Origin of the sequence: Pantoea sp. App145, from assembly GCF_047947045.1 — a bacterium.
Lineage (GTDB): Bacteria > Pseudomonadota > Gammaproteobacteria > Enterobacterales > Enterobacteriaceae > Pantoea.
Map to the genome: position 1 here is coordinate 1,603,994 of NZ_CP133290.1, position 20,191 is coordinate 1,624,184.

The following is a 20,191-nucleotide window of genomic DNA, read 5'->3' on the forward strand; positions in this document are numbered from 1 at the left end:
GAGGATTATAAAGTTAAATCCCAGGCTGCCGATAGCGCTGGCATCGTTTCAGGGCAAAAGTCAGATAATGCCCTAATACCCACCTGGCTGGCTCCTGGACAGGTGGATCCATGATAACCTAAGCGAAGCTCACAACCGTAAGAACTTTGCCATGATTTTGAATGCCCGTCTGCAAACTGAACAATCTGCCCCCGAAGCTACCCCTATTCTGTTAATTCATGGCCTGTTTGGCAGCCTGGATAACCTTGGTGTACTGGCACGTGGCCTGCGCGATGCCTGCCCTACCCTGCAGGTTGATGTGCGTAATCACGGCCTCTCCGGCCGCAGCGAAATCATGAACTATCCGGCGATGGCGCAGGATATTGTCGAAACGCTGGATGCCCAGGGCATCGATCGTGTCAGCGTCGTTGGTCATTCGATGGGCGGTAAAATTGCCATGGCGTTAAGCGCCATCGCACCGCACCGCATTGAAAAACTGGTGATGATCGATATCGCTCCGGTCGATTATCAGACGCGTCGCCATGATGAAATTTTCGCCGCTATCCGTGCCGTAAGCGCAGCAGGTGTGACGCGCCGCAGCGAAGCCGCTGAGGTGATGCGCACCCTGCTGGATGAAGAAGGCGTGATTCAGTTCATTCTGAAATCGTTCCAGGACGGTGAATGGCGGTTCAATGTGCCGGTGTTGTGGGATAACTACACCACTATCTCCGGCTGGGAAGAGATACCTGCATGGCCACATCCGGCGCTGTTTATCCGCGGCGGTGATTCACCCTATCTGGATAATCAGCACCGTGATGCGTTGTTGCGCCAGTTCCCCCAGGCACATGCGCATGTCATCAGCGGCGCCGGGCACTGGGTCCATGCCGAAAAACCTGAAGCCGTTTTGCGCGCAGTGCGCCGATTTTTTGTACTGTAAAAGCAAAAGCTTGCCGCGAACCGTTTAAGGTTGGCGTAGTCAGGGGCGCTGGAGTATGATGTCGCGCTAAAAATTTGCCACGGATGATTTTTTCACCGTGGCCGGGCCGATAATGTATAAATCGCGCAGCGCCTTTCCGCCGTTCGCGCCCACTCAGTTTTACAAATCATGGCAAAAGAACAGACTGACCGTACCACGCTCGATCTCTTCGCTGATGAGCGGCGTCCCGGTCGCCCCAAAACCAGTCCGCTGACGCGTGACGAACAGTTGCGGATTAACAAACGCAATCAGCTGAAACGCGATAAAGTGCGAGGATTGCGTCGTGTTGAGCTGAAAATGAGCAGCGAGGCCGTTGATGCACTCAACACCCTGGCTGAGCAACAAAACATCAGCCGCAGCGAATTGATTGAACAAATGCTGCTGGCGCAGCTCAAACTGTCGTAACAGGTGCAGACCGCACGCAGGAACAAAAGTCACGGCTTTACAAGTTCCGCCACTTTGCCCGGTCTGCTATCATTCGCTGTCATTACATATTCAATATCAGGATTTAAGAGGTCACTTAACCCATGGCAATCGTAGGCATTTTCTTCGGCAGCGATACCGGCAACACTGAAAACATTGCAAAAATGATCCAGAAACAACTGGGTAAAGACGTGGCCGAAGTGCATGACATTGCCAAGAGCACTAAAGAAGATCTCGAAGCATTCGATATTCTGTTGCTGGGCATTCCGACCTGGTACTACGGCGAAGCACAGTGTGACTGGGATGATTTCTTCCCGACGCTGGAAGAGATCGACTTCAATGGCAAACTGGTTGCGCTGTTCGGCTGTGGCGACCAGGAAGATTATGCAGAATACTTCTGTGATGCGATGGGCACCATCCGTGACATTATCGAGCCAAATGGTGCGGTGATTGTCGGTCACTGGCCGACCGAGGGTTACCACTTCGAAGCATCCAAAGGTCTGGCCGACGACAAACACTTCCTTGGTCTGGCTATCGATGAAGATCGTCAGCCGGAACTGACCAACGAACGTGTTGATAAGTGGGTGAAACAGATTTTCGATGAGCTGCAGCTGAAAGACATTATCGAAGCCTGATCCCCTTTCCTACTCAATGTGGGCGCTGGCTCACATTGAGAATCGGAAATTCCTATAAAAATAATAGCCACGTTTTTTTAACTTTTACCTGCAAATCTGTAGAATACCCGTAACGGTCATCCGCTTATTCCTCTGGCATCAGAATGAGGCTGAGTGAAATGGAAACAAAGACCTGTACGATCCCCGCCGGCGTTAGCGACATTTATCCCTACAGCCATTGGTGATTTCAGGACATGCCCTTGGTTTTCATTTCACTGCTTGAGTTCTATAATGAGACGCAAATGAGAATGCGCGTGATCGACATCCAAGGCCCTGCGCCGCAAGTGACTAGCAAAGTAACAGGACAATATCCGCATGACTGACAACAACTCCGCATTGAAGAAGGCTGGCCTGAAAGTCACTCTACCCAGACTGAAAATTCTGGAAGTGCTTCAGGAACCCGAGTGCCATCACGTCAGTGCGGAAGATTTGTACAAACGCCTGATCGACATGGGCGAAGAGATTGGTCTGGCAACGGTATATCGCGTTCTTAACCAGTTTGATGACGCGGGTATCGTGACTCGTCATAACTTTGAAGGTGGCAAATCCGTCTTTGAACTGACGCAACAGCATCATCATGACCACTTGATCTGCCTGGATTGTGGCAAAGTGATCGAGTTCAGTGATGAGTCTATTGAGACGCGTCAACGTGAAATCGCAACACGTCACGGTATCAAACTCACCAACCACAGCCTGTACCTGTACGGCCACTGTGCGCTGGGAGACTGCCGCGAAGACGAGACGCTCCACGATAAGCAATAAAATGTGCTATGCAGTATGAAAAAACCGGTGCCAGGCACCGGTTTTTTTATTCCTGAGATTACAGAACCAGCGTTTCCTGCAGGTAACGCCAGCGTGGAATGGAGGTGGTGCAATCCAGCACCGCCAGAGAAATACGACTCTGGTTGTTGCCGTTCATCATCTGCAACTCACGATATTGAATAGTCACTTCCTGGCTTTGCTGTGAAATGATGGCGTGTTCGCTGGTCGCGATGCGCATCCCTTCCCGCTGACCACGTAACTGGCGGAACAACACCTCCATCGCATTTAAATCCAGCTGTTTACCTTGCGGGGTCACCATTTTGAAATCCGGGTGAAAATGCGAGAGAAACAACTCAATGCTGTCGTCAGTGTCCTCTGACTGATTAAAAATACGTTCGATAAGCTGATGTAAAACCACTACGCTGTGTTTGGCTTCCTGAGCGAGACTCGTCATTTTTTTTCCTTTTACAACCCGCAGAGCAACGTCTGGGAGCGCATAGCCTACCTGAAATACAGTTTTTCACACTCGCAAATGGATTAATTTTACTAAAGTCAGATTAGTTGCAAATCCCGGTAACAAACGCATTTCACACCCCACAGCATAAAAGGTTGCCAGCCCGAAATTACAACCAATAAAAAAGGGCGATTGCTCGCCCTTTCGTGATGATATGGTGATAACGACAAAAAGGATTAATCGCCGATTTTCGCCCAGGTATCACGTAAACCGACGGTGCGGTTAAACACCAGCTTAGAGGGCTGCGAGTAAACGCTGTCTGCGCAGAAATAACCTTCACGTTCAAACTGATACGGCGCCAGCGCATCGGCGTCACGCAGTCCAGGCTCGACAAAGCCCTGTTTGATTTCCAGCGAATTCGGGTTAATGGTGGTGAGGAAGTCCTCAGCCGCTCCCGGATTTGGCACGCTGAACAGACGATCGTAGAGACGGAATTCCGCAGGTAACGCGTGGATCGCTGAAACCCAGTGGATCACACCCTTCACCTTGCGGCCATCAGCCGGATCTTTGCTCAGGGTATCAACGTCACAGCTACAGTAGATGCAGGTGATATTGCCTTCTTCATCTTTCGCCACGCGCTCTGCACGGATCACGTAAGCATTACGCAGACGGACTTCTTTGCCCAGCACCAGACGTTTGTACTGTTTATTGGCTTCTTCACGGAAATCCGCACGATCGATCCACACTTCGCGGCTGAACGGCACATCACGCGTACCCATCTCCGGTTTGTTGGGATGGTTTGGCATGGTGATAATTTCTTCATGACCCGCAGGCAGATTCTCAATCACCACTTTCAGCGGATCGAGGACCGCCATCGCACGCGGCGCGTTCTCGTTAAGATCGTCACGAATGCATGACTCCAGCGATGCCATTTCCACGATGTTGTCCTGCTTAGTCACGCCAATGCGGCGGCAGAACTCACGAATCGAGGCGGCGCTGTAACCACGGCGGCGCAGACCGGAAACGGTCAGCATACGCGGGTCATCCCAGCCTTCGACGATCTTCTCGCTCACCAGCTGCGTCAGCTTGCGCTTCGACATCACGGCATATTCCAGATTCAGGCGCGAGAATTCATACTGACGCGGATGCACCGGAATGGAGATGTTGTCCAGCACCCAGTCATACAGACGACGGTTATCCTGGAATTCCAGGGTGCAAAGCGAATGGGTGATACCTTCCAGCGCATCGGAAATGCAGTGGGTGAAATCGTACATCGGATAGATGCACCATTTTTTGCCGGTCTGATGATGTTCAGCAAACTTAATACGGTACAGCACCGGATCGCGCATCACGATAAAGTTGGATGCCATATCGATTTTGGCACGCAGACAGGCTTTACCTTCCTCGAAACCGCCATCGCGCATTTTTTCAAACAGCGCGAGGTTTTCAGCCGGGGTACGATCACGATACGGGCTGTTTTTGCCCGGCGCAGTCAGGGTGCCACGGTATTCACGGATTTCTTCTGGTGTCAGCTCATCAACATAGGCGAGGCCTTTGTTGATCAGTTCCACTGCGTAGCTGTACAGCTGGTCGAAATAGTCTGAGGAGTAACAAACGTCTCCGCTCCATTCAAAGCCCAGCCATTGCACGTCACGCTTGATGGATTCAACGAATTCCATATCCTCTTTCACCGGGTTGGTGTCGTCGAAGCGCAGATTGCACTGACCCTGGTAATCTTGTGCGATACCAAAGTTCAGACAGATCGATTTCGCATGGCCAATATGCAGGTAACCATTGGGCTCAGGCGGGAAACGGGTATGCACGCTGTTGTGCTTACCGCTCGCCAAATCTTCGTCGATAATCTGACGAATAAAGTTCGTTGGGCGGGCTTCAGCCTCACTCATCTCAAAATCCTCAAATACAATACGGGTGATTTGTACTACGAAGTAACGGAGTATGATCCACAAAGCGCAGGAGGGAAACAACCGTTTGTTGGCCGTTTTAAAACAAAAAAGGCAGGAATCGCTTCCTGCCTTCCGGGTTCATCACAAGGACTTAACCTTTAACCTCGTACAAACGGGTTTCACCTGCCACGACGGAACCACTCGCCAGTAGATTGAGGCCTGCGAAATCATCGCTATTGCTGATCACCACCGGACTTATCATCGAACGCGCATGGGCGTTGAGGAAATCCAGATCCATCTCCAGCACCGGCTGTCCCGCCGCAACGGTCGCCCCCTCTTCCACCAGCCGTGTGAAGCCTTTGCCTTCCAGCGCGACGGTATCGAGGCCCATGTGCACCACAATCTCGACGCCGTTGTCAGTTTCGAGACAGAATGCATGGTTGGTGTTGAAGATTTTCACGATAGTACCGGCAATCGGTGCCACCACGGTTTTACCGGTGGGTTTGATCGCCAGACCATCGCCGACAGCTTTGCTGGCGAAGGCTTCGTCCGGCACCGCATCCAGTGCCACCACCTCACCACTGACCGGAGCCAGCAGCGTGGCAACCACGCGTTTTTCGCTGTTCAGCACCGCCTGCGGTTGTGCAGCCGTCGCAGGCTGCGCGGCAGCAACGGAGGCAGTCGCTGCCGCGGCCACCGGGCCTTTGGTCAGCACCGTTTTCATTGCCGTGGCAATGCTTTCAGCCTGAGTACCGACGATGATCTGCACGCTTTGTTTGTTCAGACGAATCACGCCAGAAGCGCCAAGACGTTTCGCCACGCTGTCATTAACCTGCGAGGAATCTTTCACGTTCAGACGCAGACGGGTGATACAGGCATCGATATTGGTCAGATTGTCAGAACCACCTACCGCACCGATATAGCGGCGGGCAAGGGATTCGGTCTGACTTTCGCCGGTACCACTGTGATCAACGTTGACGTCATAGCCGTCAGTTTCATCATCAGCAGACAGTTCACGACCCGGTGTCATCAGGTTAAATTTCTGGATGGTGAAGCGGAACACCACGTAGTAGATCGCGAAGAACACCAGCCCTTGCGGGATCAGCATCCACCAATGCACCGCCAGCGGGTTACGTGTTGACAGCACCATATCCACCAGCCCGGCGCTGAAGCCGAAACCGGCAATCCAGTGCATACTGGCCGCGATAAACACCGAGAGACCAGTCAACAACGCATGGATGACATACAGCACCGGTGCCACGAACATAAAGGAGAATTCCAGCGGTTCGGTGATACCGGTGAAGAAAGCAGCAAAGGCGGCTGCCAGCATGATACCACCGACTTTGGCGCGGTTTTCCGGTCGTGCGCAGTGATAAATCGCCAGCGCAGCACCTGGTAAGCCAAACATCATGATCGGGAAGAAGCCGGCCTGGTAACGGCCGGTGATACCCGGGATACCGGTACCATTGGCGATGGACTGCGCGCCACCAAGGAATTTCGGAATATCGTTGATACCGGCAACATCGAACCAGAACACCGAGTTCAGCGCGTGATGCAGGCCAACCGGAATCAGCAGACGGTTAAAGAAGGCATAGACACCTGCGCCGACGGATCCCAGCTTCTGAATATCTTCACCAAAGCTCACCAGACCATCAAACACCAATGGCCAGATATACATCAGGATGAAAGCAACGAGGATCATCAGGAAGGAGACAAGGATCGGTACCAGACGACGGCCGCTAAAGAACGACAGCGCCTTGGGTAGCTCGACATGGCTGAAGCGGTTGTACACTTCCGCCGAGATAATCCCCACCAGAATACCGACAAACTGGTTTTCGATTTTGCCGAATGCAGCAGGCACTTGATCGACAGGTATTTTTTGAATCATCGCGACAGCAGCTGGCGAACACAGCGTGGTGACCACAAGGAAACCCACGAAGCCAGTCAGTGCCGCAGCACCATCTTTATCTTTGGACATGCCATAAGCCACACCGATGGCAAACAGCACGGACATATGTTCAATGATAGCGGCACCGGATTTGATCAACAGCGCAGCCAGAGCGTTACCCGCCCCCCAGCTGTCCGGATCGATCCAATACCCTACCCCCATTAAAATTGCCGCTGCCGGCAGGGTCGCTACCGGCACCATAAGCGCTCGGCCGACCTTTTGCAGATATCCTAGAACACTCACCTTATTCTCCCCCTTTGAGACTGGCGTTTTCCCGGTGCGGGTTGATTTTATTATCCCGACATCCGGTACCTTGATGACACGACTGACCACGTGGCGCAGTGTAAGGATAAATTAATTCGCCTCGCAAATTAAAACCACGATATCTGTGATTTTTATCACCAAAAATGACGTTTTAATACCCGTACGACTAGCCAGCACCCCAAACTTATTTTATGATGAAAAATATCAAGACGCACTTTTCCCTGCATGGTTGAGCTTAAACGGATTACGCTTAAGAACAATCTGTAGAGAGAACAGCGACTCCACTTTTCCAATCTTTAACTGAGGTGAAGACATGAGACTGATCCCTTTAGCCACACCTACCCAGGTGGGTAAATGGGCCGCGCGCCATATCGTGAACCGCATTAACGCGTTTAATCCTGGCCCAGATCGTCCCTTTGTGCTAGGTCTTCCAACCGGTGGTACGCCGCTGGAAGCTTACAAGCACTTGATCGAGATGCATAAAGCGGGCCAGGTTAGCTTCAAACATGTTGTCACCTTCAACATGGATGAATACGTTGGTCTGCCAAAAGAACACCCGGAAAGTTACCATAGTTTTATGTATCGTAACTTTTTCGATCACATTGATATTCAACCGGAAAATATCAATCTTCTGAATGGCAATGCGGAAGATATTGACGCAGAATGTCGTCAGTACGAAGAGAAGATCCGCGCCCTGGGCAAAATCCATCTGTTTATGGGTGGGGTGGGCAATGATGGTCATATTGCTTTTAACGAACCAGCCTCCTCGCTCGCATCCCGTACCCGTATCAAAACGTTGACACACGAAACCCGCCTCGCCAATTCCCGTTTCTTTAACGGTGACGTGGATCAGGTGCCAAAATACGCTCTGACTGTTGGCGTGGGTACGCTGCTGGATGCGGAAGAAGTGATGATTCTGGTCACCGGTCATGTCAAAGCGCAGGCATTGCAGGCCGCCGTAGAAGGCAACGTTAACCATATGTGGACTATCAGTTGCCTGCAGCTGCATGCGAAATCCGTGGTGGTCTGTGACGAACCCGCCACCATGGAACTGAAAGTGAAAACCGTGAAATATTTCCGCGAAATGGAAGCGGAAAATATGAAAGGTGTGTAAGAGCACGTTGTAAAAAACCTGCTGCTATCACGCAGTGGGTATAGCCGGGAGAGAGAAACGATGTACGCATTAGTAAACGGCCGGATTTTTACTGGTCATGAAATTCTGGACAACCATGCGGTAGTGATTGCCGATGGCCTGATTGAACGTGTCTGTCCACGCGATGCGCTGGATGCCACCCTGCCACAACAGGATGTTGCTGGTGCGTTTATCGCTCCCGGTTTTATTGATTTGCAGCTCAACGGCTGCGGCGGCGTGCAATTTAACGATGATATCGATGCACTGACCGTTGAAACGCTGGAAATCATGCAGCGCGCCAATGAGAAATCGGGCTGCACCAGCTACCTGCCAACGCTTATCACCAGCACGGATGAATTGATGAAGCGCGCCATTGCCACCATGCGCGCCTACAAGGAAAAACATCAGCATCAGGCGCTTGGCCTGCACCTGGAAGGTCCGTGGCTGAATAAAGTGAAGAAAGGCACGCACAATCCGCAACTGATTCGTCTGCCGGATCCTGAGCTGGTGGATTTTCTTTGCGCCAACGCCGATGTGATTACTAAAGTGACGCTGGCCCCGGAAAATGCCGGCAGCGCAGTGATCCGCAAATTACGTGACGCGGGCATTATCGTTTCCGCTGGCCACTCCAACGCCACCTATGAAGAAGCCAAAACCGGTTTCGCCGCAGGCGTCAGTTTTGCGACGCATCTTTACAATGCGATGCCCACTTTCGCTGGTCGCGAACCCGGCCTGATCGGTGCGCTGTTTGATTCGCCTGATGTATACTGCGGCATCATTGCAGATGGTTTACATGTCCACTACGCTAATGTGCGCAATGCGAAACGTATCAAAGGTGACAAGCTGGTGCTGGTCACTGATGCCACTGCCCCGGCAGGTGCATCGATTGATAAATTTATTTTTGCAGGCAAAACAATATACTATCGCAATGGCCTTTGCGTTGATGAAAACGGCACCTTAAGTGGTTCCGCGATCACCATGATTGAAACGGTACGGAACTGCGTGGAACATTGTGGCATTGCGCTGGATGAGGCACTGCGCATGGCAACACTTTATCCGGCAAAGGCGATGGGTGTGGAGAAACAGTTGGGTACGGTCGAAGCCGGAAAAGTCGCCAACCTGACTGTCTTTACCCGCGATTATCAAATCATTAAGACGTTCGTCAATGGAGACAACGTCCTCAGCGAGTAAGCATTGAATGACCACTGGCGGCCAGACTCAAATAGGAAATGTCGATCTTGTCAAACAACTCAACAGCGCAGCCGTTTACCGGTTGATTGATCAACAGGGGCCTATTTCGCGCATTCAAATCGCCGAAGTCAGCCAGCTTGCGCCAGCCAGTGTCACAAAAATTACCCGCCAGTTGATTGAGCGCGGCCTGATTAAAGAGGTGGACCAGCAAGCGTCCACCGGCGGACGCCGCGCCATCTCCATCATTACCGAAACCCGCCATTTTCATACTATCGGCGTGCGCCTCGGACGTAACGATGCCACGCTGACATTATTTGATCTCAGTGGTAAATCACTGGCGCAGGAAGATTATCCGCTGCCGGAACGTACTCAGGAAACGCTGGAGAATGCGCTATTTAACGCCATTAGCGCCTTTATGGCGGCGCATCAACGCAAAATTCATGAGTTGATAGCCATTGCAGTGATTTTGCCCGGCCTGGTGGATCCGATTAACGGCATTATTCGCTATATGCCGCATATTGCCGTCAGCCACTGGCCGCTGGTTTCCAGCCTGCAAAAACGTTTCAACGTCACCAGTTTCGTCGGCCATGATATCCGCAGTCTGGCCCTCGCTGAGCACTACTTCGGTGCAAGTCGCGACTGTGCAGACTCCATTCTGGTGCGCCTGCATCGCGGCACCGGTGCGGGCATCATCGCCAACGGCCACATTTTTCTCGGCAGCAATGGCAACGTGGGTGAAATCGGTCATATCCAGGTGGATCCGCTCGGTGAGCGCTGCCACTGCGGTAACTTCGGTTGCCTCGAGACCATCGCCGCCAATGGCGCGATTGAAAACCGGGTACGCCATCTGCTCAATCAGGGCTATCCCAGTTCGCTGACCCTTAATGACTGCCAGATGCCGCAAATCTGCCGGGCCGCCAATCAGGGCGATGCGCTGGCGTGTGAGGTGATTGAATACGTTGGCCGCTATCTCGGTAAAGCGATAGCCATCGCTATTAACTTGTTTAATCCGCAAAAAGTGGTGCTGGCGGGTGAAATCACCGACGCAGACAAGGTATTGTTTCCGGCAATTGAGGGCTGCATCAACACCCAGGCACTGAATGCGTTTCGTAAAAATTTGCCTGTGGTACGCTCAGAACTCGATCATCGCTCGGCCATTGGCGCTTTTGCGCTGGCAAAACGCGCTATGCTGAATGGCATTCTGCTGCAACATCTGCTGGAAGAGTAACCGACGCCTGCCTGGAGCAGGCCAGACCGGATGCAATCTATGACAATTAAAAGCGTAATTTGTGACATCGACGGCGTGTTGATGCACGACAACACCGCCGTTCCCGGCGCCCAGGAATTCCTGCAGCGCATCCTTGAAAAAAAGATGCCGCTGGTGGTGCTGACTAACTACCCATCGCAAACGGCGAAAGATCTGGCTAACCGTTTCGCCTCCTCCGGTATCGAAGTGCCGGATTCGGTTTTTTACACCTCGGCGATGGCCACCGCCGACTTCCTGCGCCGTCAGGAAGGCAAGAAAGCCTATGTGATTGGTGAAGGCGCGCTGATTCATGAGCTCTATAAAGCCGGTTTCACCATCACTGATATCAATCCTGATTTTGTTATCGTTGGAGAAACCCGTTCCTTCAACTGGGACATGATGCATAAGGCGGCGTTTTTTGTCGCCAACGGTGCGCGCTTTATCGCGACCAACCCGGATACCCACGCGCGCAATTTTGTCCCGGCCTGTGGCGCGCTCTGTGCCGGTATCGAAAAAATCTCCGGTCGCAAACCGTTTTATGTGGGTAAACCCAGCCCCTACATCATGCGTGCCGCGCTGAACAAGATGCAGGCTCACTCCGAAGAAACGGTGATTGTCGGCGATAACCTGCGTACCGATATTCTCGCCGGTTTCCAGGCGGGTCTGGAAACCGTGCTGGTGTTATCAGGGGTCTCGACGCTCAGCGATATTGATGCCATGCCGTTCCGTCCGGACTGGATCTACCCTTCCGTCGCGGATATCGATTTATTCTGATTTTCACCATCACCTTCACTTATGACCCGGCTGACTCATCCTCGCCGCCGGGTCTCTCTTTTCTCCCTGAATCAGCCTCCTCCTTACGCTCACAAAACCAGCAAAAACACCAAACCATTAGATAACATCTAATAAAAACACCATTTCATTAAATGAAATTCAATTTTATTGCCATAGCAACATTCTTTTTCTCAGCCAATCGTTAATTTGCTTGCATTACCACCATCAAATAGCGCATTTTCTTATACATCACGCAGCGATGCTGCCGGACAAACGGTGAAATAACATCCCCACAGGGTGAGATCAGGAGTCAGTTATGTGTTCGATTTTTGGTGTGCTGGATCTGAAAAGCGATCCAATTGAATTGCGCAAGAAAGCGCTGGAATGTTCCCGTCTGATGCGTCATCGCGGCCCGGACTGGTCAGGCGTTTACGCCGATGACAAAGCCATTCTGGCGCATGAGCGCCTGTCGATTGTTGACGTTAACAACGGTGCACAGCCGCTGTACAACGCCGACCATACCCACGTACTGGCCGTTAACGGTGAAATCTACAACCATCAGGCACTGCGCGCAGAGCTGAGCGACCGCTACCAGTTCCAGACCGGCTCTGACTGTGAAGTGATCCTTGCGCTGTATCAGGAAAAAGGCGTTGATTTCCTTGACGATCTTGAAGGCATGTTCGCCTTCATTCTGTGGGACAGCGTGAAGCAGCAATATCTGATTGGCCGCGACCATATCGGCATCATCCCGTTGTATATGGGCAACGATGAACACGGCAACCTTTATGTTGCTTCAGAAATGAAAGCGCTGGTGCCGGTGTGCCGTTCCATCAAAGAATTCCCGCCGGGAAGCTACCTCTCCAGCACCGATGGCGAAATCCGTCGTTACTGGCAGCGTGACTGGATGGACTACAAAAGCGTTGAGCACAACGAGACTGATGCCGCTGGCCTGAAAGCCGCGCTGGAAGAATCCGTAAAAAGCCACCTGATGTCAGATGTGCCTTATGGCGTGCTGCTGTCTGGCGGCCTTGATTCCTCCATCATTTCTGCTGTGACCAAACGCTTTGCAGCAAAACGTGTTGAAGATCATGACAAAAGCGACGCCTGGTGGCCGCAGCTGCACTCGTTTGCCGTAGGCCTGGAAGGATCGCCGGATCTGAAAGCCGCCAAATCTGTTGCTGATCATCTCGGTACCGTGCACCACGAAATTCACTTCACCGTGCAGGAAGGTCTGGATGCCATCCGTGACGTGATTTACCACATCGAAACCTATGATGTGACCACCATCCGTGCTTCAACGCCGATGTATCTGATGTCGCGTAAAATCAAAGCGATGGGCATCAAGATGGTGCTGTCTGGTGAAGGTGCTGATGAAGTGTTTGGTGGCTATCTGTACTTCCATAAAGCGCCGAACGCCAAAGAGTTCCACGAAGAAAACGTGCGTAAATTGCTGGCCCTGCATATGTATGACTGCGCTCGTGCCAACAAAGCGATGTCTGCCTGGGGTGTGGAAGCGCGTGTGCCGTTCCTCGACAAGAAATTCCTTGATGTCGCCATGCGTATCAACCCGGAAGATAAAATGTGTGGCAGCAACGGCAAGATGGAAAAACACATCCTGCGTGAATGCTTCTCCTCTTATCTACCGGAAAGCGTCGCCTGGCGCCAGAAAGAGCAGTTCTCTGACGGCGTGGGTTACAGCTGGATCGATACGCTGAAAGACGTGGCGGCAAAACAGGTTAGCGAGCAGCAACTGGCGACGGCGCACTTCCGCTTCCCGTACAACACGCCGAACTCGAAAGAAGCGTATTTGTACCGCGAGATTTTTGAGGAGCTGTTCCCGCTGCCGAGCGCGGCCGAATGCGTACCGGGTGGCCCGTCAGTGGCCTGTTCTTCCGCGAAAGCGATTGAATGGGATGAAGCGTTCAAATCAATGGACGATCCATCAGGTCGTGCGGTAGGCGTGCATCAGTCAGCCTATAAATAAGGTTTTTACCGGAGTGCAAAAGGGGTCTGAAAAGGCCCCTTTTTTTTGTAATTGCGTTGTAAGCGATCGAAAATTGCCGAATAAATCATCAGCCTGGTTATAAGCCAGACAAACAGGCGCGTTAAGGCAAAAATCGGTAAAAAATTTGTTGACGCTACAAAGCTCAATACGCATAATGCGCCCCGCAACGCCGATGAAGGTAACGCGAAAAAAAGATGGCTACGTAGCTCAGCTGGTTAGAGCACAGCACTCATAATGCTGGGGTCACAGGTTCGATTCCCGTCGTAGCCACCATCTTTTTTGCGGGAGTGGCGAAATTGGTAGACGCACCAGATTTAGGTTCTGGCGCCGCAAGGTGTGCGAGTTCAAGTCTCGCCTCCCGCACCATTTCAGTCTTCGGCAGCCGGATGGGGTATCGCCAAGCGGTAAGGCACCGGTTTTTGATACCGGCATTCCCTGGTTCGAATCCAGGTACCCCAGCCAATCCGATGCACTCTCGTGGATACGAGTCGAATATTGGGATATCGCCAAGCGGTAAGGCACCGGTTTTTGATACCGGCATTCCCTGGTTCGAATCCAGGTATCCCAGCCATCGTCGGATGTGATGTAAAGCAGTACAATTTGGCTACGTAGCTCAGCTGGTTAGAGCACAGCACTCATAATGCTGGGGTCACAGGTTCGATTCCCGTCGTAGCCACCATATTATTGGGGTGTCGCCAAGCGGTAAGGCAGTGGATTCTGATTCCACCATTCCGGGGTTCGAATCCCTGCACCCCAGCCATACAAAAGACAATTTGAATTAACACCTATTGGGGTGTCGCCAAGCGGTAAGGCACCGGATTCTGATTCCGGCATTCCGGGGTTCGAATCCCTGCACCCCAGCCAAATTGCACAACAAAGCCCGCTTTTGCGGGCTTTGTTGTTTTCTGCGTTTGCTTACTTCGTCAGCCAGGAGCGCATAAATACGCTCCCTACATTCAGCGTAGTGTCGGCATTAATGCCGACCAGGATTACAGGCCCAGCGCGTAACGCAGCACCTGACGCTTCAGCACCCCCGCATGCTCCGCCGCGATCAGCCCCAGATTACGGGCAAAACGCAGTGGCGGTAATTTATTGCTGAAGGCGAAGTAGAACAGGTCCATCCCACCCTGCATCAGCAAATTGTCTTTACGGCGCTGGCGCTGATAACGCTGCAACACCGCCAGAGATGACCACAGTTCCGCCTGACTCCGCGCCTCTGCCAGTGTATCCAGCAACGCTTCGACATCACGGTAACCGAGATTGACGCCCTGCCCGGCCAGCGGATTGATAGTATGTGCCGCATCCCCCACCAGCGCCAATCCGGCGGTGACATAGCGCGTGGCGTGACGACGCACCAGCGGAAACGATGCGGCCGCTGTTACCTGAAACCGTCCGACACGCGCCGGGAAGTGAGCGTGAATTTCTTTCTCCAGCTGGGGCAACGGCATGCTCTGCAACTGACGAATGCGTGAGGGAGCGTCATACCACACCAGCGAGGCATGACGGTCAAACAACGGCAGAAATGCGCGCGGCCCCTCTGGCGTGAACTGCTGCCAGGTGGCATCTCCCGCTTCATGCTCGCATTCCACACTGATCAGCATGCAGGATTGCGCGTAGTTCCAGCCATGCACGCCAATGCCAGCCAGCTGACGTACGCGCGAATTGGCACCATCGGCCCCCACCACCAGCCGGGCATCCAGCGTGGTGCCGTTATCCAGCTGGACATGCCAGCCACCGCTGTGTGGCAACAGATTTTCCAGCGTGGCTGGGTAGCACAACGTCACCCCATCTTCCTGCATTTTTTCCCACAACGCGCGTTGCAGCACGCTGTTTTCCACCATATACCCCAGCTCGGGCAGCCCAAGTGAGGCCGCATCAAAGGTGACGCGTGCGGTTTGCCACTCCCAGGTTTCAAGCTTGCGGTAAGGTGTACAGCGCATCGCCTGCACATGTGGCCAGACATTCAGCTGCCTGAGCAATGCTACCGAGGACGCGCCGATGGCCGAAACACGCACATCTGGTGCACGCGCCGCATCAAAAGGCGCAGGTTCGGCACGTTCGACAACCGCCACCCGAAACTTTTGCTGCGCCAGGCCGCAGGCCAGCGCCGCCCCGACCATACCGCCACCAATCACCACCACATCAAAATGTGAATCCTGCATTGCCTGTTATCCCTCTTCTTACCGCAGCGTTCATTCTGCGAAGTGTACCGGAAATTCACGCCACAAACAGAAAAGCCCTTACCCTTATACTGGTCACAACAGCAGCAAAGCATTACAATACGCGCCCAGCACTTACCTGCACTGAATTGAATGGCTAGTCCGATGACCAAAAAACTGCATATCAAAACCTGGGGCTGTCAGATGAATGAGTATGATTCATCGAAGATGGCTGACCTGCTGAACAGCACCCACGGCTACACCCTGACTGAGGAAGCCGAAGAGGCAGATATTCTGCTGCTCAACACCTGCTCGATCCGTGAGAAGGCACAGGAGAAGGTTTTCCATCAGTTAGGACGCTGGAAAAAGCTGAAAGATCATAATCCCGACCTGATCATTGGCGTCGGTGGCTGCGTCGCTTCACAGGAAGGCGATCATATTCGCCAGCGTGCGCCCTGCGTTGATATCGTGTTTGGTCCGCAAACGCTGCACCGCCTGCCTGAAATGATTAACACGGTGCGTGGCAGCAAAAGCCCGATTGTTGACATCAGCTTCCCGGAAATCGAGAAATTTGACCGCCTGCCGGAACCGCGTGCAGAAGGCCCAACCGCATTCGTTTCCATCATGGAAGGCTGTAACAAATACTGTACCTTCTGCGTGGTGCCTTACACCCGTGGCGAAGAAGTCAGCCGTCCGAGTGACGATATCCTGTTGGAGATTGCACAGTTAGCGGCGCAGGGTGTACGCGAAGTTAACCTGCTGGGCCAGAACGTAAACGCCTATCGCGGCGCAACCTTTGACGGCGATATCTGCACCTTTGCCGAGCTGCTGCGTCTGGTGGCGGCTATCGATGGCATCGACCGCATCCGTTTTACCACCAGCCACCCGATTGAATTCACGGATGACATCATTGATGTTTACCGTGATACGCCGGAGCTGGTCAGCTTCCTGCATTTGCCGGTACAGAGCGGTGCTGACCGCATCCTGACGCTGATGAAGCGTGCGCACACCGCCCTGGAATACAAAGCGATCATCCGTAAGCTGCGCGTTGCGCGTCCGGATATTGAGATCAGTTCTGATTTCATCATCGGCTTCCCGGGTGAAACCCAGCAGGATTTCGAGCAGACCATGAAACTGATTGGCGATGTCAATTTCGACATGAGCTTCAGCTTTATCTACTCCGCTCGCCCTGGCACGCCAGCGGCTGACCTGCCAGATGATGTGTCGGAAGACGAGAAGAAACAGCGCCTCTACATCCTGCAGGACCGTATTAACCAGCAGGCAATGGCGATCAGCCGCCGCATGCTCGGCAGCGTACAGCGTATTCTGGTGGAAGGCACCTCACGTAAAAACGTGATGGAGCTGTCTGGCCGTACTGCCAACAACCGCGTGGTGAACTTCGAAGGTTCTGTCGCGATGATTGGTAAGTTTGTTGACGTCGAAATCGTTGATGTCTATACCAACTCGCTGCGTGGCAAAGTGGTCCGTACTGAAGACGAGATGGGTCTGCGTGTGGTGGAAAGCCCGGCTTCGGTCATTGCGCGCACGCGTAAAGAAAACGAAATCGGCGTCGGTCTTTTCCAGCCTTGAAACCCCGACCTTTGAGCGACAGCGCACAAAACGCTGTCGCCTGTTTCCCCAGGCAGCACTTGCATTCTGACGGTGCTGCCCAAATATTTCCTCTGATGCTTGCGCCCAGGCGTGACCCCATAAATAATTCCGTAATGATGCGTATGGCCTGCTGCCGCGCGTCGGATACATTTTTTCAACTGGCCCTGAGTGACCCAAAGGATTCATTTGAATATCGAAACTCGTGAAATCGCCCTTGAACCGGTAGATAACCGCCGCCTGCTCAGCCTGTGCGGCCCGTTTGATGACAATGTGAAACAGCTGGAACGGCGTCTGGGGATCGAAATCAACCGCCGTGATAACCAGTTTAAACTGGTTGGCCGCACCCTGTGCGTCAACGCAGCGGCAGATATTCTGCGCACGCTGTATGTCGATACGGCACCGGTGCGTGGCCAGATTCAGGATATCGAGCCAGAGCAAATCCATTTAGCGATTAAAGAAAGCCGCGTACTGGAACAAACCGCCGAAAGCGTACCGGAGTTCGGTAAAGCGGTGAATATCAAGACCAAGCGTGGTGTGATTAAACCCCGCACGCCGAACCAGGCACAGTACATCGCCAATATTCTCGATCACGACATCACCTTCGGTATCGGCCCGGCGGGTACCGGTAAAACTTATCTGGCGGTGGCTGCTGCGGTCGATGCCCTTGAACGCCAGGAAATCCGCCGTATTCTGCTGACGCGTCCTGCGGTTGAAGCCGGAGAGAAACTCGGTTTCCTGCCAGGCGATCTCAGCCAGAAGGTCGATCCCTATTTGCGCCCGCTGTATGACGCGCTGTTCGAGATGCTCGGATTTGAGCGGGTTGAGAAGCTGATGGAGCGCAACGTGATCGAGGTTGCCCCTCTGGCCTATATGCGTGGTCGTACACTGAATGATGCTTTCATCATCCTGGATGAGAGCCAGAACACCACCATCGAACAGATGAAGATGTTCCTGACGCGTATTGGTTTTAACTCAAAAGCCGTCATTACCGGTGATGTCACGCAGATTGACCTGCCGCGACACACTAAGTCTGGCCTGCGCCATGCGATTGAAGTGTTGTCGGAAGTGGATGAGTTAAGCTTTAACTTCTTCCACAGCGAAGACGTGGTACGCCATCCGGTGGTGGCTCGCATCGTTATCGCCTATGAAGCCTGGGAAGAAGCTGACCAGAAACGCCGTGACAAACAGGCAGAAGAGCGCAAACGTGAAGCGCTCGCCGCCACCCAACCCAGCCCGCAGGAGCCTTCATGAGCGCGGTAATTCTTGATTTACAACTGGCCTGTGCCGAAAGCCAGGGATTGCCCGACGAAGCCGCTTTCCAGCGCTGGCTGGAAGCGGCAGTCACTCCTTTTCAGCCGGAAAGCGAAGTCACCATTCGTCTGGTTGATGAAGCGGAAAGCCATGAACTCAATCTGACGTATCGTGGTAAAGACAAGCCCACTAACGTGCTGTCTTTTCCTTTCGAAGCTCCTCCGGGCATCGAACTGCCGTTGCTTGGCGACCTGATTATTTGTCGTCAGGTGGTGGAAGCGGAAGCCGCAGAGCAAGGGAAAACCGTGGAAGCCCACTGGGCGCATATGGTGGTCCACGGTACGCTGCATCTGCTGGGCTATGACCATATCGAAGATGACGAAGCCGAAGAAATGGAAGCACTGGAGACCGAGATAATGCTTGCCCTTGGTTATCCGGACCCGTACATTTCGGAGAAAGAAGACGCCTGAGCCCCTGGCTCAGGTATTTACGCTGCTGGCGCGGATGCCAGCAGTTTCCTTCCCTCACCAGAGAGAACTTAATAAAAACGCCATGAGCGACGACCATTCTCAAAACAGCGATGCACCCAGTAGTAAAAAGGGATTTTTTTCCCTGTTAATCAACCAACTGTTCCACGGCGAACCTAAAAACCGTGACGAACTGCTGGGGCTAATCCGCGATTCTGAGCAAAAAGAACTGATCGACCAGGACACCCGCGACATGCTGGAAGGGGTGCTGGATATTGCCGAACAACGCGTGCGCGACATCATGATCCCGCGTTCCCAAATGATCACCCTGAAACGTAACCAGAGCCTGGAAGAATGTCTGGCGGTGATCATTGAATCGGCCCACTCACGCTTCCCGGTGATCAGCGAAGATAAAGATCATGTTGAAGGCATTCTGATGGCCAAGGATTTGCTGCCCTTTATGAGCAGCGCCTCAGAACCATTCAGCATGGAGAAAGTGCTGCGCACCGCCGTGGTGGTGCCAGAAAGTAAGCGTGTTGACCGCATGCTGAAAGAGTTCCGTTCACAACGCTACCATATGGCGATTGTGATTGATGAGTTTGGCGGTGTGTCCGGTCTGGTGACCATTGAGGACATCCTCGAACTGATCGTCGGAGAAATTGAAGACGAATATGACGATGAAGAAGATCGCGATATCCGTCAGTTGAACCGCCACACCTATACTGTGCGTGCGCTGACGCCGATCGAAGACTTCAACGAAGTGTTCGGCACCGGTTTCAGTGATGACGAAGTGGATACCATCGGCGGTCTGGTGATGCAGGGATTCGGCCACCTTCCCGCACGCGGTGAAAGCATTGAAATTGATGGTTACCAATTCAAGGTCGCCATGTCTGACAGCCGCCGTATCATCCAGGTGCATGTAAAAATTCCGGAAGACTCGCCGCTCCCTCAACTGGATGACGAATAATTTT

At 52.9% G+C, this 20,191-nt stretch carries 17 protein-coding genes and 7 tRNA genes; 20 read left to right on the forward strand and 4 right to left on the reverse strand.

Annotated elements, in window-relative coordinates:
- The first annotated feature begins 151 nt into the window (after positions 1 to 151).
- The 4 genes from ybfF to fur all read left to right on the forward strand — a co-directional run bounded on the left by ybfF (position 152) and on the right by fur (position 2,814).
- Positions 152 to 916 (forward strand): esterase, encoded by a 765-nt coding sequence (gene ybfF, locus RCF31_RS07355; protein WP_416412961.1) that lies wholly within the window; start codon positions 152 to 154, stop codon positions 914 to 916.
- Between the two features lie 168 nt (positions 917 to 1,084).
- Complete coding sequence (gene ybfE / locus RCF31_RS07360; RefSeq protein ID WP_013508279.1) at positions 1,085 to 1,360, forward strand: LexA regulated protein; 276 nt, start codon at positions 1,085 to 1,087, stop codon at positions 1,358 to 1,360.
- 122 nt (positions 1,361 to 1,482) lie between these two features.
- Positions 1,483 to 2,013 (forward strand): flavodoxin FldA, encoded by a 531-nt coding sequence (fldA, locus tag RCF31_RS07365; protein WP_084873479.1) that lies wholly within the window; start codon positions 1,483 to 1,485, stop codon positions 2,011 to 2,013.
- 354 nt (positions 2,014 to 2,367) lie between these two features.
- Positions 2,368 to 2,814, forward strand: a complete 447-nt coding sequence (fur, locus tag RCF31_RS07370) for a ferric iron uptake transcriptional regulator (RefSeq protein ID WP_013508277.1) — start codon at positions 2,368 to 2,370, stop codon at positions 2,812 to 2,814.
- A gap of 58 nt (positions 2,815 to 2,872) precedes the next feature.
- Here the strand turns inward: fur and RCF31_RS07375 are convergent, their stop codons facing one another.
- The 3 genes from RCF31_RS07375 to nagE form a co-directional block, all read right to left on the reverse strand.
- On the reverse strand, positions 2,873 to 3,268 hold the full coding sequence (locus RCF31_RS07375; RefSeq protein WP_416412962.1) for a hypothetical protein: 396 nt from the start codon (positions 3,266 to 3,268) through the stop codon (positions 2,873 to 2,875).
- 236 nt (positions 3,269 to 3,504) lie between these two features.
- Positions 3,505 to 5,172, reverse strand: a complete 1,668-nt coding sequence (gene glnS, locus RCF31_RS07380) for a glutamine--tRNA ligase (RefSeq protein WP_299454815.1) — start codon at positions 5,170 to 5,172, stop codon at positions 3,505 to 3,507.
- 151 nt (positions 5,173 to 5,323) lie between these two features.
- On the reverse strand, positions 5,324 to 7,321 hold the full coding sequence (gene nagE, locus RCF31_RS07385) for an N-acetylglucosamine-specific PTS transporter subunit IIBC (protein ID WP_416413231.1): 1,998 nt from the start codon (positions 7,319 to 7,321) through the stop codon (positions 5,324 to 5,326).
- 376 nt (positions 7,322 to 7,697) lie between these two features.
- Between nagE and nagB the strand changes: the two genes are divergently transcribed.
- From nagB to RCF31_RS07445, 12 genes are all read left to right on the forward strand, one after another.
- Positions 7,698 to 8,498 (forward strand): glucosamine-6-phosphate deaminase, encoded by an 801-nt coding sequence (nagB, locus tag RCF31_RS07390; protein WP_084873469.1) that lies wholly within the window; start codon positions 7,698 to 7,700, stop codon positions 8,496 to 8,498.
- A 60-nt stretch (positions 8,499 to 8,558) separates the two neighbouring features.
- The gene (gene nagA / locus RCF31_RS07395; RefSeq protein ID WP_299454821.1) at positions 8,559 to 9,707 is read left to right on the forward strand and encodes an N-acetylglucosamine-6-phosphate deacetylase; all 1,149 of its coding nucleotides are present in this window, start codon (positions 8,559 to 8,561) and stop codon (positions 9,705 to 9,707) included.
- A 7-nt stretch (positions 9,708 to 9,714) separates the two neighbouring features.
- Positions 9,715 to 10,935, forward strand: coding sequence for a DNA-binding transcriptional regulator NagC (gene nagC / locus RCF31_RS07400; RefSeq protein ID WP_084873464.1), 1,221 nt, complete (start codon positions 9,715 to 9,717; stop codon positions 10,933 to 10,935).
- A gap of 39 nt (positions 10,936 to 10,974) precedes the next feature.
- A complete protein-coding gene (locus RCF31_RS07405) occupies positions 10,975 to 11,727 on the forward strand; it encodes an HAD-IIA family hydrolase (protein ID WP_084873462.1) in 753 nt (250 codons plus the stop codon).
- 316 nt (positions 11,728 to 12,043) lie between these two features.
- Positions 12,044 to 13,711, forward strand: coding sequence for an asparagine synthase B (asnB, locus tag RCF31_RS07410; RefSeq protein WP_416412963.1), 1,668 nt, complete (start codon positions 12,044 to 12,046; stop codon positions 13,709 to 13,711).
- A gap of 217 nt (positions 13,712 to 13,928) precedes the next feature.
- A tRNA-Met gene (locus RCF31_RS07415) sits at positions 13,929 to 14,005 on the forward strand.
- A gap of 8 nt (positions 14,006 to 14,013) precedes the next feature.
- Positions 14,014 to 14,098 (forward strand) — tRNA-Leu (locus RCF31_RS07420).
- A 21-nt stretch (positions 14,099 to 14,119) separates the two neighbouring features.
- Positions 14,120 to 14,194: transfer RNA gene (locus RCF31_RS07425), tRNA-Gln, on the forward strand.
- Positions 14,195 to 14,228: 34 nt separating this feature from the next.
- Positions 14,229 to 14,303 (forward strand) — tRNA-Gln (locus RCF31_RS07430).
- A gap of 31 nt (positions 14,304 to 14,334) precedes the next feature.
- A tRNA-Met gene (locus tag RCF31_RS07435) sits at positions 14,335 to 14,411 on the forward strand.
- A gap of 6 nt (positions 14,412 to 14,417) precedes the next feature.
- Positions 14,418 to 14,492, forward strand: a tRNA-Gln gene (locus RCF31_RS07440).
- Positions 14,493 to 14,521: 29 nt separating this feature from the next.
- Positions 14,522 to 14,596, forward strand: a tRNA-Gln gene (locus RCF31_RS07445).
- Positions 14,597 to 14,721: 125 nt separating this feature from the next.
- Here the strand turns inward: RCF31_RS07445 and ubiF are convergent.
- The gene (ubiF, locus tag RCF31_RS07450; protein ID WP_416412964.1) at positions 14,722 to 15,894 is read right to left on the reverse strand and encodes a 3-demethoxyubiquinol 3-hydroxylase; all 1,173 of its coding nucleotides are present in this window, start codon (positions 15,892 to 15,894) and stop codon (positions 14,722 to 14,724) included.
- 162 nt (positions 15,895 to 16,056) lie between these two features.
- On the opposite strand from ubiF, the gene miaB reads away from it, so the two are divergent.
- The 4 genes from miaB to corC all read left to right on the forward strand — a co-directional run bounded on the left by miaB (position 16,057) and on the right by corC (position 20,187).
- Positions 16,057 to 17,481, forward strand: coding sequence for a tRNA (N6-isopentenyl adenosine(37)-C2)-methylthiotransferase MiaB (gene miaB / locus RCF31_RS07455; RefSeq protein ID WP_299454834.1), 1,425 nt, complete (start codon positions 16,057 to 16,059; stop codon positions 17,479 to 17,481).
- A gap of 207 nt (positions 17,482 to 17,688) precedes the next feature.
- Positions 17,689 to 18,753 carry a PhoH family protein gene (locus tag RCF31_RS07460; RefSeq protein ID WP_084873452.1) on the forward strand — a complete coding sequence of 355 codons (1,065 nt, stop codon included), beginning with the start codon at positions 17,689 to 17,691 and terminating at the stop codon, positions 18,751 to 18,753.
- The gene (ybeY, locus tag RCF31_RS07465) at positions 18,750 to 19,223 is read left to right on the forward strand and encodes an rRNA maturation RNase YbeY (protein WP_299454875.1); all 474 of its coding nucleotides are present in this window, start codon (positions 18,750 to 18,752) and stop codon (positions 19,221 to 19,223) included. Before RCF31_RS07460 ends, ybeY begins: the two co-directional genes overlap by 4 nt.
- Before the next feature lie 82 nt (positions 19,224 to 19,305).
- Positions 19,306 to 20,187: a CNNM family magnesium/cobalt transport protein CorC gene (gene corC, locus RCF31_RS07470; RefSeq protein WP_084873446.1), complete on the forward strand. Its 882-nt coding sequence runs from the start codon at positions 19,306 to 19,308 to the stop codon at positions 20,185 to 20,187.
- The last annotated feature ends 4 nt before the right edge of the window (positions 20,188 to 20,191 follow it).